10 protein-coding genes are annotated in these 13,202 nt (G+C 72.2%); 4 read left to right on the top strand and 6 right to left on the bottom strand.

Annotated elements, in window-relative coordinates; translation table 11 throughout:
* The first annotated feature begins 153 nt into the window (after window positions 1-153).
* Window positions 154-876 carry a GntR family transcriptional regulator gene (locus AB0389_RS12345; RefSeq protein WP_366395300.1) on the top strand — a complete coding sequence of 241 codons (723 nt, stop codon included), beginning with the start codon at window positions 154-156 and terminating at the stop codon, window positions 874-876.
* Between the two features lie 29 nt (window positions 877-905).
* Here the strand turns inward: AB0389_RS12345 and solA are convergent, their stop codons facing one another.
* The 6 genes from solA to AB0389_RS12315 form a co-directional block, all read right to left on the bottom strand.
* On the bottom strand, window positions 906-3,398 hold the full coding sequence (solA, locus tag AB0389_RS12340; RefSeq protein WP_366395299.1) for an N-methyl-L-tryptophan oxidase: 2,493 nt from the start codon (window positions 3,396-3,398) through the stop codon (window positions 906-908).
* Entirely contained in the window at window positions 3,395-4,846 is a 1,452-nt protein-coding gene (locus tag AB0389_RS12335) for an aldehyde dehydrogenase family protein (RefSeq protein WP_366395298.1), read from the bottom strand. Before AB0389_RS12335 ends, solA begins: the two co-directional genes overlap by 4 nt.
* 81 nt (window positions 4,847-4,927) lie before the next feature.
* The gene (locus tag AB0389_RS12330) at window positions 4,928-6,448 is read right to left on the bottom strand and encodes a glutamine synthetase family protein (protein WP_366395297.1); all 1,521 of its coding nucleotides are present in this window, start codon (window positions 6,446-6,448) and stop codon (window positions 4,928-4,930) included.
* A complete protein-coding gene (locus AB0389_RS12325; protein WP_366395296.1) occupies window positions 6,435-7,772 on the bottom strand; it encodes an aromatic ring-hydroxylating dioxygenase subunit alpha in 1,338 nt (445 codons plus the stop codon). Before AB0389_RS12325 ends, AB0389_RS12330 begins: the two co-directional genes overlap by 14 nt.
* Window positions 7,773-7,924: 152 nt before the next feature.
* On the bottom strand, window positions 7,925-8,452 hold the full coding sequence (locus tag AB0389_RS12320; protein WP_366395295.1) for a hypothetical protein: 528 nt from the start codon (window positions 8,450-8,452) through the stop codon (window positions 7,925-7,927).
* A gap of 200 nt (window positions 8,453-8,652) precedes the next feature.
* Window positions 8,653-9,816, bottom strand: coding sequence for a glycosyltransferase (locus tag AB0389_RS12315; RefSeq protein WP_366395294.1), 1,164 nt, complete (start codon window positions 9,814-9,816; stop codon window positions 8,653-8,655).
* Between the two features lie 281 nt (window positions 9,817-10,097).
* Between AB0389_RS12315 and AB0389_RS12310 the strand changes: the two genes are divergently transcribed.
* Genes AB0389_RS12310 through AB0389_RS12300 form a run of 3 tightly spaced genes read left to right on the top strand, consistent with a single transcriptional unit; the run spans window position 10,098 to window position 12,812 of the window.
* Window positions 10,098-11,228, top strand: a complete 1,131-nt coding sequence (locus tag AB0389_RS12310) for a glycosyltransferase (RefSeq protein ID WP_366395293.1) — start codon at window positions 10,098-10,100, stop codon at window positions 11,226-11,228.
* Between the two features lie 25 nt (window positions 11,229-11,253).
* Window positions 11,254-12,045 (top strand): glycosyltransferase, encoded by a 792-nt coding sequence (locus AB0389_RS12305; protein ID WP_366395292.1) that lies wholly within the window; start codon window positions 11,254-11,256, stop codon window positions 12,043-12,045.
* On the top strand, window positions 12,045-12,812 hold the full coding sequence (locus AB0389_RS12300) for a glycosyltransferase family A protein (protein ID WP_366395291.1): 768 nt from the start codon (window positions 12,045-12,047) through the stop codon (window positions 12,810-12,812). The genes AB0389_RS12305 and AB0389_RS12300 overlap by 1 nt, the downstream gene beginning before the upstream one ends.
* Window positions 12,813-13,202: the final 390 nt, after the last annotated feature.

Genomic DNA, 13,202 nt, shown 5'->3' with positions numbered 1-13,202 from the left:
GATCCGGCCACATGCACAGATCTGAATTTTTGGATCCTGATTGCTATAGAATGGATACATAAAGCTGTACGTGGTCCGTCCCGGGCATCCGCTCCGCGACCGCCCCGCCCCGGCCACCGCCGGCCTTCGCCCTCCCGACCACACGGAGACCTCATGGACACCGCCCCGACCCCCGATGCGGACTCCACCGCAGGAAAGGGCAAGGCGCTCGTCGACGACACCGCCGCCGCGATCCGCGCGCGGATCCTTTCCGGCGAGATCCCCATCGGGGCCCAGCTGCGCCAGGCCGAACTCGCCGGCACGCTCGGCGTGAGCCGCACCCCCGTACGGGAGGCCCTGCGCCAGCTCCAGGCGGGCGGTCTGATCGAGGTGCTGCCCAACCGCGGCGCCGTGGTCCGCGTCCCCTCCCCCTGGGAGGTCCGTGAGGCCTACGAGGTCCGCGCCGAACTCGAAGGGCTCGCCTGCGTACGGGCGGTCCGCGCGATCACCTCTGACATCCTGCGGGAGCTGCGCGAGGCCAACGAGACGGTGCGCACGGTCAGCGGCGGCACCCCGCCGGGCGAGAGCACCTCGCCGTCCACCGCCGCGAACGACTGCTTCCACACCCTGATCCACACCGTCGCCGGCAACCAGCGCCTCGCCCGCGCCATCAAGGACGTCAACGAGGCGTTCCCGCGCAATGTCTCCGCCCTCGTCCTGCACGACAACCCGCGCCACCGCGAGGACAACATCCGCGAGCACGAGCGCATCGTCGAGGCGCTCGCCGCGGAGGACGCCGAGCGGGCGCGCAGTGAGATGAAGGCCCATGTGACCAGCGCGGGCGAGCAGTTGGCCCGCTGGTACGAGCAGCGGTCGGCCACCGTCTTCCGGGGCTGAGAAGCCGCTGTCCCGCCGGGACCCGGGGCTCATGCCCCGGCTCCCGGTCCCGGCCCGTCGGCGATGCCCATCGCGGCCGGGGACAGGAAGTCCAGGTCCGGCCGCTGCTTGCCCTCGGCCAGGTCCGCGAGCGCGGCCCCCAGCGCGGGCCCGAACTTGAAGCCGTGACCGGAGCAGGCCGCCGCCACGGACACCCTGTCCTCACCCGGCAGCAGGCCGACGGCGAACCGGTTGCCGGGCGCCATCGTGTAGCGGCAGGTGACCGTCTCCTCGACCGGCCCGTCGGCCGCCGGGAGGAACCGGGCGGCCAGCCCGAGCAGCCGGTCGCGCTCGGCCTCGGTGACGGGCCCGGCGGGCGCCGAGGGATCCTCCGGCGGCCCGTCGTCCAGGCCGATCTTGACTCCGGCGCCGCCGAGGGCGGGGATGCCGTACAGCAGGCCGATGTCCGGGACCTCGACGGAGAACGCGCCCAGCAGCGGCGGTTCCAGCAGATGCCGCCGGGAGGAGCCGAGGTGCACGTTGACGATCCGCACCACCCGCAGTGGCGCGGCGAAGGCGGGCAGCAGCTCCCCGGTCCACGGGCCCGCGCAGACGACCAGCCGGTCCGCGCGCAGGACGCCGCGCTCCGTCTCGACGCGCACGCCGTCGCCGTCGCGGCGCCAGCCGAGCACCGCGCAACCGTCGCGCCGGTCCACACCGTGCGCGCGGCCCAGCGCGGTCAGCGCGGTCAGCGCGCCCTCGGCGTCGATGACACCGGCGGCCGGGTCGTGGACCGCGGTGAATCCCTCGCACAGGCTCAGCCCGGGAAAGAGTTCCCCGGCACGGACGTGGTCCACGTTCTCGCAGCCGGGACCGCGCAGCGTGCCGGGGGCACCGGCGGCGCGGGCGTACAGGCCCCCGGTGGTCGTCACCAGCCGCTGCCCGGCGGCCCGTTCGAGTTCCTCCCAGGCTCCGTACGCGGTGTCGACGAGGCCGTCCCAGACCTGGGCCGGGTAGGCGCGCCGGATCATCCGCGTCCGGCCGTGCGAAGAGCCGCGGGTGTGGCCGGCGGGGAACCGGTCGAGGTGAATCACGCGCGCGCCGCGCGCCGCCAGGTGCCAGGCGGCGGAGGAGCCGTGGATCCCGGCCCCGATCACGATCACGTCGGCCCGGTCCCGCGCGTTGCCCTCGGGGGCGCGGGTGGGCTCGGGCGCGGGTGTGGGCGGCGCTACGGATACGGGCGCGGGTACTGGTGCGGATACGGGCGCCGGTACGGCCTCGCGAGCGGCGGCCGGGGCCGCTGTCTCCGGCCTTCGGCGCCGTTCCCGTGCGGTCAGGGCGGCGATGAGCGCGTCCACGTCGTCCTCGGTGTTGTAGACGTGCAGGGAGGCCCGGGCGACCCGCTCCAGACCGCGCCTGCCCAGGTCCCACTGGCCGTGCGAGGCGGGCACCGTCGACAGCCGGAATCCGCTGACGCGCAGGTCCCGTACCGTCTCGCGCGGGTCCTCGCCCTCGCGCAGGAAGGTGACGATGCCCGAGGCCGCCGCCGGCGGATCGGTGAGCCGGATGCCCGGTACGGCGGGCAGCGCGGCCCGCAGCCGTCCGGCCAGCGCGGCCACATGGTCCCGGATCCGTTCGACACCGAGGTCGAGCGCCTCGTCCAGGGCCGTGCCGAGGCCCAGCCGCAGCGCGTGGGACGCCTCCCAGGTCTCGTAGCGCCGCGCGCCCGGCACCACCTCGTAGCGGTAGGCCGCCGACCACTGGGCGCCCCGTACGTCGGGAGCGTCCGGTCTGGCCCGCTCCCGCACCTCGGGGGCGACGTACAGCAGTCCCGTGCCGCGCGGCCCGCGCAGGAACTTCCGGCCGGTGGCGACGACGATGCCGCAGCGCGTCTCCCGGACATCGACCGGGAGGTGCCCGAGCGACTGTGTCGCGTCCAGCAGCAGCGGCACCCCCGCCCGGGCTGCCAGCGCGCCGGCCTCGGCGACCGGTTCCACCAGTCCGGAGGAGGTGGGCACATGGGCGAGGGTGACGAGGGCCGCCGGTTCGCGCAGCGCCCTCTCCAGCGCGCCGAGGTCGAGCTGCCCGTTTCCGTCGGCGGGCAGCACCTCCAGCACGATGCCGTGCGACTCCCGCAGCTCCAGCAGGTGCAGGGCCGAGCTGACGTACGTGGAGGACGAGGCCAGGACCCGGTCCCCCGCCCTGAGCCGCAGCGCGCCCATCGCCCGCTGCCACGCGGTGGAGGCGCTCTCCACCAGGGCGATGTCCTCCGGAGCCGCGCCGAGCAGCCGGGCCGCCGAGCGGTAGACCCGCTCGGTGCGCCCGGTCAGCGCCTCGGCCGCCTCGTAGCCGCCGAGCAGCGACTCGATCCGCAGGTGTTCGGTGACGGCGGCCAGCGTCGCCCGGCTGGGCAGTGCCGCGCCGGCGGCGTTCATGTGGTGGGCGTGGAGCGTGCCGGGGGTGGCGGCGCGCAGTGCGGCCACGTCGAGGGCGGCCGTCCGGTGCGGTGGCGCGGGGAGGGGAACCGCGGTGTGGGTACTCATAGTGCGACGACCACCGCCTTGCGCTCGCAGTAGGAGAACAGGGCGTCGTCGCCCAGGTCCCGGCCCAGTCCCGAGTCCCCGAACCCGCCGAAGGGCAGCGCCGGGTCGAAGATGTTGTACGTGTTGATCCACACCGTTCCGGCGCGCAGCCGCGCGGCCGTGCGATGGGCGCGGGACAGGTCTCGGGTCCACACTCCGGCGGCGAGCCCGTAGGAGGTGTCGTTGCCGATGGCGACGGCCTCCTCCTCGTCCTCGAAGGGGATCACACCCAGGACCGGGCCGAAGATCTCCTCCCGGGCGATCCGCATGCTGTTGGTGACGTTCGTGAAGAGCGCGGGCTCGACGAAGTAGCCAGGACGGTCCGGGACTTGGCCGCCGGTCACGAGCGTCGCGCCGTCGGCGACACCGGCCTCGATGTACGACAGGACCTGGGTGCGCTGCTCCTCCGAGACCAGTGGGCCGACGGTGATCCCGCCGTCCAGGCCGTTGCCGACGGGGACCTTGCGCACCGCCTCGGCGAGACGTTCCTCCATCTCGGCGAGCACGGAGCGCTGGACCAGCAGCCGGCTGCCGGCCGTACACATCTGCCCGGAGTGGCCGAAGGCGGCGCGGATCGCGGTGGTGACGGCGGCGTCCAGGTCGGCGTCCGCGAAGACGATGTGCGGGCTCTTGCCGCCGAGTTCCAGGGTGAGGCGCTTGACGGTGGGGGCGGCGGCGCTCATCACCAGCCGGCCGACCTCGGTGGAGCCGGTGAAGGACACCTTGGCGACATCCGGGTGCGTGGTGAGCGCGGCGCCCACCTCGCCGTCGCCGGTGAGCACGTTGAGCACGCCCGCGGGCAGGCCGGCCTCCGCGCACAGGGCGGCGACGCGCAGCATGGTCAGCGGGGTCTGCTCGGCGGGTTTGACGACGACGGTGCAGCCCGCGGCGAGCGCGGGGGCGAGTTTGAAGCAGCCCGTCATGATGGGGAAGTTCCAGGGCAGGATCAGCGCGGCCACACCGGCCGGCTCGGGCACCGTGTAGACGTGGTGGCCCGCGTCGAGGGGGACGACCGTGCCGGTCAGCCGGGTGGGAGCGCCCGCGAAGTGACGGAAGGTCCGGGCGCTCATCGCCGTGTCGGCGCGCGAGCGTTCGATCGGCTTGCCGTTGTCGCGGGTCTCCAGCACCGCCAGCTCCTCGGCGTGCTCCTCGATCAGCTCCGCGATCCGGTGCAGCACCCGGCTCCGCTCGGCGGGCGGCAGGCCGCGCCAGCGGCCGTCCTCGTGCGCCCGTACGGCCGCGGCGACGGCGGTGTCCACGTCCTCGGGCGTGGCCTGCGCGACCCGGGTCAGGACGGTTCCCGAGGAGGGGTCGAGGACCGGGAAGATGGTGCGGTCGCCGGGGGCGATCCACCGGCCGTCGACGAGAAAGGGTTCCCGTGCCGAGGGCTGGGCGTTGAACGTGGTCATGGCGTCTTCCGTAGGTGTCGGCCGGCCGCGGGGGCCGGGGTGCGGTCGTCGGCCGGCCGGGGCGGGCCGGCCTGAGCGCCGTCAGACGAGGTCGAAGTACTCGCGCTGCTCCCAGTCCGAGACGTACGCCAGATAGCGGGCGAACTCCGCGCGTTTGATCGTGGTGAGCCAGGAGACGACGTCCCGGCCGAGGGCCTCGGCGAAGACCGGGTCCGCGTCGAGCGCGTCCAGCGCCGCGCCGAGCGAGCCGGGCAGTCGGGGGGCCTCGGCGGCGTACGGGTCGGTGACCGGCGGGCCGGGGTCGAGCCGCCTGGCCATCCCGTCCATGCCGCTGACCACCTGCGAGGCGATGTAGAGGTACGGATTGGCCGCGGGCTCGCCGGATCTGTTCTCCAGCCGGGTGCCGCCCCCGCCCTGGGCGCCGACGACCCGCACCATGGCGCCCTTGTTGTCGATGCCCCACACCACCCGGTCGGGGGCCAGGGACATCGGCAGGTACCGCTTGTAGCCGTTGACGGTGGGCGTGGTGAAGACGGTGGCGGCGGGCGCGTGTGCCAGGAGCCCGGCGAGGTAGTGCCGGCCCACCGGGGACAGCGCCTCGCCGTCCGCCGGGTCGAAGACGGCCTCACCGGTCGTCCGGGAGCGCAGCGACTGGTGCAGATGCCATCCGGTCGACGCGGTCTCCGCACCGGCAGGACGGGACATGAACGTCGCGTGGTAGCCGTTCCTGCGGCAGATCTGCCGTACCGCGGCCCGTACGAGGAGCGCGTCGTCGGCGGCCCGCGCCGCGTCCCGCGCGTCCAGGGTCAGCTCCAGCTGGCTGGGCCCGAACTCCAGCTCCAGGGAGCGCAGCGGCAGATCGAGCCCGGTGAGCCCGCTGTGGAGCAGAGCGACCAGCTCTTCGAGCCGGTCGAGTCCTTCTTCGTGCAGCAGTTGCGCACCGCTGCTCACCGGCTCCACCTCGGGCGCCGGGGCGGGTGCGCCCGGCCGTCCCACGCCCGCCGGCGCGGGCCCCGGGGCCGCCGGGCGGTACACGTGGAACTCCAGCTCCACACCGACGGTGAGCTCGTACCCCGTCCGCGCCAGCGCGTCCAGCCTGCGGCGGAGCAGACCGCGCGGGCAGAACGCCGCCGGTGTGCCGTCCGGGTGGTAGACGTCGCACAGGATCCAGCCGGTCCGCTCGGCCCACGGCAGGACCCGGAACGTCGTCATGTCCGGCACCAGGACGATGTCGCCCGCGCCGGCGAAACGCCCGGGGACCAGCGGGTCGCCGCCCGAGAAGACGGGCAGGACGGTCTGCCCCGAGGTGTCCTTCAGCAGCAGCGAGGAGGGTGCGGTGACCCCGGAGCGCAGCGCGCCGGGCACCGCCTCCCGGGTCAGTGTCTTGCCGCGCAGCACCCCGTGCTGGTCGGCGAAGGAGAACCGCACCCGGTCCAGGCCGAGTTCGTCGATCACACGGCGGGCATGGCCGGCGGCGACGTACTGCCGCTCGTCCCAGAGGCCGTGCCGTTCGACGAAGCCGCCCGATTCTGCGGAGGTCAGCGGGCGGGCGCTCGGCCCGTCGCCGCCCTCGGCCCGGGGCCGCGCGTCAGCGCTGCGCACGCCGCACCTCCCGCCCGGCCCACGGGGACCGCGCGCGCCGCTCGGACTCCCGCTGCCGCCAGGCCGCTTCCCAGCCGTCCGCCGGGGTGATGGTGTCGATGGCGAGGGGGCCGGTCAGTTCCCCTGCCGACCGCGCGTCGAGCGGCAGGCCGGGGACGGGATTGCCGTTCTCGAAGGAGGTGATCGCCTTCAGCAGCAGTCTGCGGTTGGCGGTGACGGCCCGGTCGGAGACGCCGAGCCGCTCGACGGTCCGGTCCTGAACCGGTCCCATGCTCTCCACGGCCCACTGGTCGTGGACATTGATGTCCAGTCCCATGCCGGTGTACGTGAGTTCGCGCTGTTCCTTGGGGTCGAAGCCCCAGTCGTTCGTACGGTTGCGCAGCGGCCGGTAGTCGGGCAGCGAGACCTCGCCCAGGCGCTGGGCCAGCAGCGTCTCCGTGTCGGTGACCTCCTCGAAGTCGTAGAGGATCATGAACCAGTAGTGGTTCTCGTCATCGACCGGGACGTGCCACTGGCAGAAGGCCTTGCCGTTGCCGAAGGGCACCACGAAGGCGTTGGGGAACACCAGGTTGGTGACGCGTACGTGCCGGACGTCGTCGGTGAGTTCGCGCAGCGCGAAGACCCGCAGGCCGTGCTCGGCGCTCTCCACCTCGATGTCCGGCCGGAAGCCGGCCCCGACCAGCTCCGAGAGCCTCTTCCCGGTGCCCTCGACCTCCTCGCTGAACTGCTGCCCGTACACCTCGCGCGGATCCTCGCCGACGAAGCGGTGCAGGAAGGAGACATGGCTCGGGTCGATCCCGCCTTCCACCCCCTGGAGCCAGTTGCACTCCCACCGGCCCTTGAAGGCGAAGGTGTACGCCTCGGGAGCGCGGAAGCAGTCGTACGCCGGGAAGGGCGGCGGGTCGCCGGTGCCGAGGTAGGCGAAGACGATGCCGTTGCGTTCCTCGCAGGGGTAGCTCGGGATGCGCACCTTGGCGGCGAAGTTGCTGTGCTCGGGTTCGGCGGGCTGCTCCAGGCACTGGCCGTCGGGCCCGTACAGCCACCCGTGGTAGAGGCAGCGCAGTCCGCCGTTCTCGCGGCGTCCGTAGGAGAGGTCGACGCCCCGGTGCGCGCAGTACCGGCCGACCAGGGCCCACTCGTCGGGGGCGTCGTCGCGCCGGAAGAGGACGAGGTCCTCACTCATGATCCGGATCGCCTTGACCGGCCGCTCCCCGGACATCTCCGAGACGAGGGCGACCGGCTGCCAGTAGGCGCGCATGAGCTGCCCGAGGGGTGTGCCGGGGCCCGTGCGCGTCACGCGCTCGTTGTCCTCGCGTCTGAGCATCGCTCTCCCCATGCATACGATCAATGAGTGATTGGATCCAATACTTACATATCGAGATCCAAAGCAACAGGGGCTGTTTCCCGGCCGCCCCTCCGCGGCCTCTCCGGCCGCGCTCAGGACTCCGTCACCGCGGACCGGTCACGGCAGACCGGTCATGGCAGACCGGTCATGGCCGCCATGGTGGTCACCATGAGCACGCTGCCCGTCTCCCCCAGCAGCAGCGCGCGCCGCCCCGGACGTGGCCCGCGTTCGGGGAACCGGGGCGGCCACGCCTGCCGGACGAGCATCGCGCCGGCGCGTGCCACTCCCCAGCACACGACGAGAAACAACACCGCCCACGGCGTCAGCGCGGCCGGCGCGGCGCCCTCGGGGCCGTCCGTACCGTGGTGGCTCCCCTCCATGCCCGCGGCGACCGCCGTCAGCACCGCCATCGCCGCCAGGTTCACCGACTCCGCGGGCCCGCGGAACCCGCACCCCGCGCGCGTCTGCCAAAGAAGGGCGACGCCGAGCGCACCGGCCCCCGCCAGCAGCGCGCGCCGGCTCCCCACTCCGGGAGCCATGGCCAGCATGGCCACCAGCGCGACGGCGTGCGGCACCCACTGCCGTACGGGAGAGGCCGCGTGACCGGCGAGGCACAGCACTCCGCCCGCCAGCCCGGTCACCCACAACGCGTCATGCACGGCGCCGGCACCGGGCGGTCGGGGAAAGGACGGCGTCGCACGACGTACTCACAACCCTCCTGATGTCACTCGCGCGGGACGACGCCCCACGGACACGGACAAAGCTGCGTGTTACATGTTTCAGCGCGAACCGGTGTCTGTTGCCCATCGGTAACGGCTGCGGCCGATGGACAGGCACGGGCGCCTGCGGTGCTTCCTCCTCACTGAGGGGGACGGCCGCCCACAGGCGCCCGGCGGGTGAGCCACGTCTGGCGTCGCATGGTGAGCAGGCCGGCAAGGTCGAGGTTCTTCAGACCGAGGTCGACGGCGAGCTGGGCAGGCACGTACCAGCGCGGAAGGGCCCGCCGGCGAACGAACCCGCGGGCCATACGGGCGCGGCGCTGGACGCACCACCCGGCCGCGACCGCCGGCACGAGCACGTGCCCGTTGGCGACCAGCACGACGAGGTAGATCTCGCACAGCCAGAACCCGCTGCGGGCGACGACATCGGCGAGCGTGCCGAAGGCCAGGTAGGGATGCCGCCAGACCCAGCCCGTGACCAGGGCCGTGAGCCTCACCCGCCAGAAGTTGCGGGCGTTCCGCAGCCGCTGGCCGAGGAACTCCCGGCCGGTTCCCGGATACCGTGACCACACCCTGGCGTTGCTCTGGAAGACGGTGCGGTAGCCGGCGCGCAGCGTCAGCTCGGTGAGCCGCGTGTCGTCCCCGACGACGCACCGGCGGCCGAGGAAGGTCTCGTTCACGAAGGCGTCGGCCGCCTCCACGAGCACGGATCGCCGGTAGACCGCGGTGCGCCCGATGAGGCACATCTGGGCCCGGCCCGCGGCCGTGAACGCGGGGAGCCGGCCCTCCCCCCTGAAGCGGTCCCCCGCGAACTCCCAGAGAGTGTGCGGGTCGAGGGCGCTCTGGGCGGTCGCCACACCGCCCACCTCGGGGTCGGCGAACGGGGCACGGACCGCGGCGGCCACACCGGGCGCCCAGACGACGTCGGAATCGACCAGTGCGACCAGATCGGCGGAGACGACGCACCACCCCTGCCGCAGCGCCTCACGCTTGTCCGCCCGGTCGGTGGTCAGGACGCGGACGGGAAGGTCGCGTGCCACGTCGAGGCAGGCGAGGTCGTCCTCGTGGATGACACAGACGACTTCGGACACATCGTCGGCCAGCCACGATTCCAGCGCCCGCCGGAAGAGCAGCGGGTCCTCGCGGTAGACGGGTGAGACGACGGCGAGCGACCGGTGGCAGGAGGCCGTGACAGGCCGGTAGCGCCGGCCCACCCGCCGGTGAACCATGTTCACGGCCCGCACGAAGCAGGAGAAGACGACGAACGGCACGCCGGCCAGGAGGTACGGTACGAGCGATGACACAGAACGGCCCTCCGGCGCCCCGGCCGTGAAGACGCCGACCGTGATCAGTTGCCATACTCCGCGTCAACGCTGCCCGTTCTCGGGCGGGTTCAACGCATCGTCTGCCCGTATGGCCGAATCCTCCCCATGGAACGGCCAGTATCCGTACAACGACTGAGAGTTATGGTCCGGCTGCCGGACTTTCTGCCATGCTGGCGGCCATGGTCGGCATCTCATCTTCGCCCGGGCCGGAAGCGGACGGTGTTTCCGCGCCACGGGAACCGCGAGCGGCAGCCCGTATCGTGCTGCACGCCATCAACGGCGTCGGAGCCGGTCACCTGGCCCGGCAGACCGCGCTGGCCCGCCATCTGCGGGCGGGGCAACCCGCGCTGGACCCGGTCATCCTCGGTTCCGGCTCCGCCGTGGACGAGGTCTGCGGCGAAGTGCCGGTGATCGAGGTGCCGTCGATGGGACGGGCAGGACGGTACCGCGCCGAACCCGCCCACCCCGACATGCTGACCGCCATCACGGCGATGACCCACGCGGCGCTGGTGGGCCTGCGCCCCAGGGTGGTCGTTCACGACACGCTGGTGTGGCCGACGGTCGAACGGGCGGCGGCGCTGCTCGGCGCCCGCCAGGCGATCTGCCTGAGGCCGCGCCGGGACCTCGCCGACTACCTGGCCCTGCCGGACTGCCCGCTGCCGCGGATGGACCTCGTCTTCGTTCCCGACACCCCGGCCGCGCACCCGGAGTTCAGCGAGCGGCTCGAAGCGGCCGGAATCCCCGCGGTCTGGACGGGACCCGTCTTCCGGACCGCGGCGGCCGATCCGGCGGAGACCCGGGAGAAGCTGGGCGTCACCTCCGAGGAGCGGATGGTGGTGGTGATGTCCGGCGGGGGACGCGGCAACGGGAACGAGGCGCGCGAGCACTTCGACCACAGTCTGGCCGCGCTGTCACAGGTGGCCGAAGCAGGGCTGTCGGTCATGCTGGTGCTCGGCCCGATGTTCCGCCCCTGGGTGAAGATCCCCGTGGGATTCCCGCATCGCCTCACCGTGCTGCGCGGAGCGCGGAACCTGCCGGACATCCTGTCCGCGGCGGACCTGGTGATCTGCCGCGGTGGCTACGGCTCGTTGCACGAGGCCACGGCGGGAGGCGCCAGGGTTCTCGCCCATCCCGCACAGCGGAACTTCGACGATCAGCGGGCCCGGATCGAGCAGTTCGCAGCCCACCACGCCTGCGAACTGGTGCACAGCACCGCACCGGGGGACCTGGCGGAGCAGATCGGCCGGACGCTCAAGGCCGGCCCGGTTCCGGACCGGGCGACGCGCCCCTGGACCGACTCGCTCGACCGGGTGGGAGAGCGCCTGGCGCAGCTGGCCCACCAGGACGGGGCCGTTCCCCGGGGCCTGGCCGAACAGTTCATGTACCGCTGAGCCGCGGGACGCGTAAGGAGACACGATGCCGGAATCCACGGGAAGGTTCTCCTACTGCACGACGTGCAAGAACCGCCTCTGGCAACTCCGCGACATACTCCCCGACAACCTCCGGCGCGTCACCGAAGACGGAAACAGCGAAATCGTCCTCGTCAACTACCACTCCGACGACGAACTCGACACCTGGATACGCCAGTTCCAGCACCACATCGACAACGGCACACTCCGCTACCTCCACCAACGAACCCAACCCCACTTCCACGCCTCCAAAGCAAAAAACCTCGCCCACCTCGCCGCCACCGGCAACCACCTCATCAACCTCGACGCCGACAACTACATCGGCGACACCATCCCCACCTGGCGCACCCACTGGACAGCAGAACCCGACCTGCTGATCCACGGTTTCAGCCCCAGCAGGGACCGCCCGCAACGCTCCGCCGAAGAGACGGCGCGGCTGCGCCCCGACAGCGGCAACGGGACGTACGGACGGATCGGACTGCCGCGAGCCCGGTTCCTCGCGCTCGGCGGGTACGACGAGCAGCTCCTGCCGTCGGCACACGAGGACCAGGACCTGATCGACCGGGCCGCAGCCGCCGGGCTGCCCGCCGTTCGCCGCCCGCAGTCCGGGAACGCCGCGATCCGCAACAGTCACGTGGAGACCATGCGGTACTCGGGGATCGCCCTGGAGTGGTGGGACGCGAGGAACCTGAACAAACAGCGATCGGAGGAAAACCTCCGCCTCGGCAGACTCGTCGCCAACCCCGGCCGGTCGCCGGTGAAGGTGCTGCTGAACTTCAGCGAGGAGGCCGCGTTCTGATGCCGGTCACACCGTCCCCACCGGGGAGGATCTCCTACTGCACGACATGCAAGAACCGCCTCTGGCAACTCCGCGACACACTCCCCGACAACCTCCGGCGCGTCACCGAAGACGGAAACAGCGAAATCGTCCTCGTCAACTACCACTCCGACGACGAACTCGACACCTGGATACGCCAGTTCCAGCACCACATCGACAACGGCACACTCCGCTACCTCCACCAACGAACCCAACCCCACTTCCACGCCTCCAAAGCAAAAAACCTCGCCCACCTCGCCGCCACCGGCAACCACCTCATCAACCTCGACGCCGACAACTACATCGGCGACACCATCCCCACCTGGCGCACCCACTGGACAGCAGAACCCGACCTGCTGATCTGGGGCCTGAGTCCCAACCCGGACGGCAGAACGGACTGGGGCAACGGGTCGTACGGCCGCATCGGACTGCCCCGCGCGCGCTTCGACGCGCTCGGCGGGTACGACGAGCGGCTGCTTCCGATGGGCTGCCAGGACCTCGACCTGATGGGCCGGGCCAAGGCCCGCGGAATGCGCGTCGTCCGAGCACCCCAGCAGGCCCCGTTCGCCATTCGTAATCCGCAGGCCGACAAGGTCCAGCACACCGGAAGTCCGCTGAGCTGGTACGACATGTGGCAGCAGAACATCCGCCGGGCCGAGGAGAATCTGCGCTCCGGGCGGCTCACGGTGAACCACGACCGCATGCCCACCAAGGTCCTTCTCAACTTCACCCAGTGGGTGGAGGTCTGACGGCGTCGCACCGCGGGTCGCGTCTGCTCACCGGGTGACAGAAAACCTCCTCGGGCCGGATCGCCAGCCGGCACGGAGGCATGCTGGAGCGGCAGGATGATGGCGGAGGGGGGTTTGGCAGAAGCACCCGCAAGACATCCCTTCCGCTCGGCTGAGACTCTGGTCCGACCGTCGGCACACGACGACCGCCGAGAAGGACCGCCGGCGGCGTCGCCCGGTACGGTGTATCCGTCCAGTGAGCACTCTCTACACGGAATGGTTGCAGCGCGGCTTGAATCACGATAGGGAAATCCTGGCCGCGAGCCGCGAGCCGCGAGCCGCGAGCCGCGAGCCGCGAGCCGCGAGCCGCGAGCCGCGAGCCGCGAGCCGCGAGCCGCGAGCCGCGAGCCG

It is taken from the genome of Streptomyces sp. NPDC093109 (assembly GCF_040701725.1).
Lineage (GTDB): Bacteria > Actinomycetota > Actinomycetes > Streptomycetales > Streptomycetaceae > Streptomyces.
This window is presented reverse-complemented; position numbering and strand designations above follow the sequence as displayed.

Coding starts and splice junctions, on each gene's coding strand:
- AB0389_RS12305 (WP_366395292.1), top strand. CDS start 11,254: ATGCCGGAATCCACGGGAAGGTTCTCCTACTGCACGACGTGCAAGAAC.
- AB0389_RS12345 (WP_366395300.1), top strand. CDS start 154: ATGGACACCGCCCCGACCCCCGATGCGGACTCCACCGCAGGAAAGGGC.
- solA (WP_366395299.1), bottom strand. CDS start 3,398: ATGAGTACCCACACCGCGGTTCCCCTCCCCGCGCCACCGCACCGGACG.
- AB0389_RS12325 (WP_366395296.1), bottom strand. CDS start 7,772: ATGCTCAGACGCGAGGACAACGAGCGCGTGACGCGCACGGGCCCCGGC.
- AB0389_RS12300 (WP_366395291.1), top strand. CDS start 12,045: ATGCCGGTCACACCGTCCCCACCGGGGAGGATCTCCTACTGCACGACA.
- AB0389_RS12335 (WP_366395298.1), bottom strand. CDS start 4,846: ATGACCACGTTCAACGCCCAGCCCTCGGCACGGGAACCCTTTCTCGTC.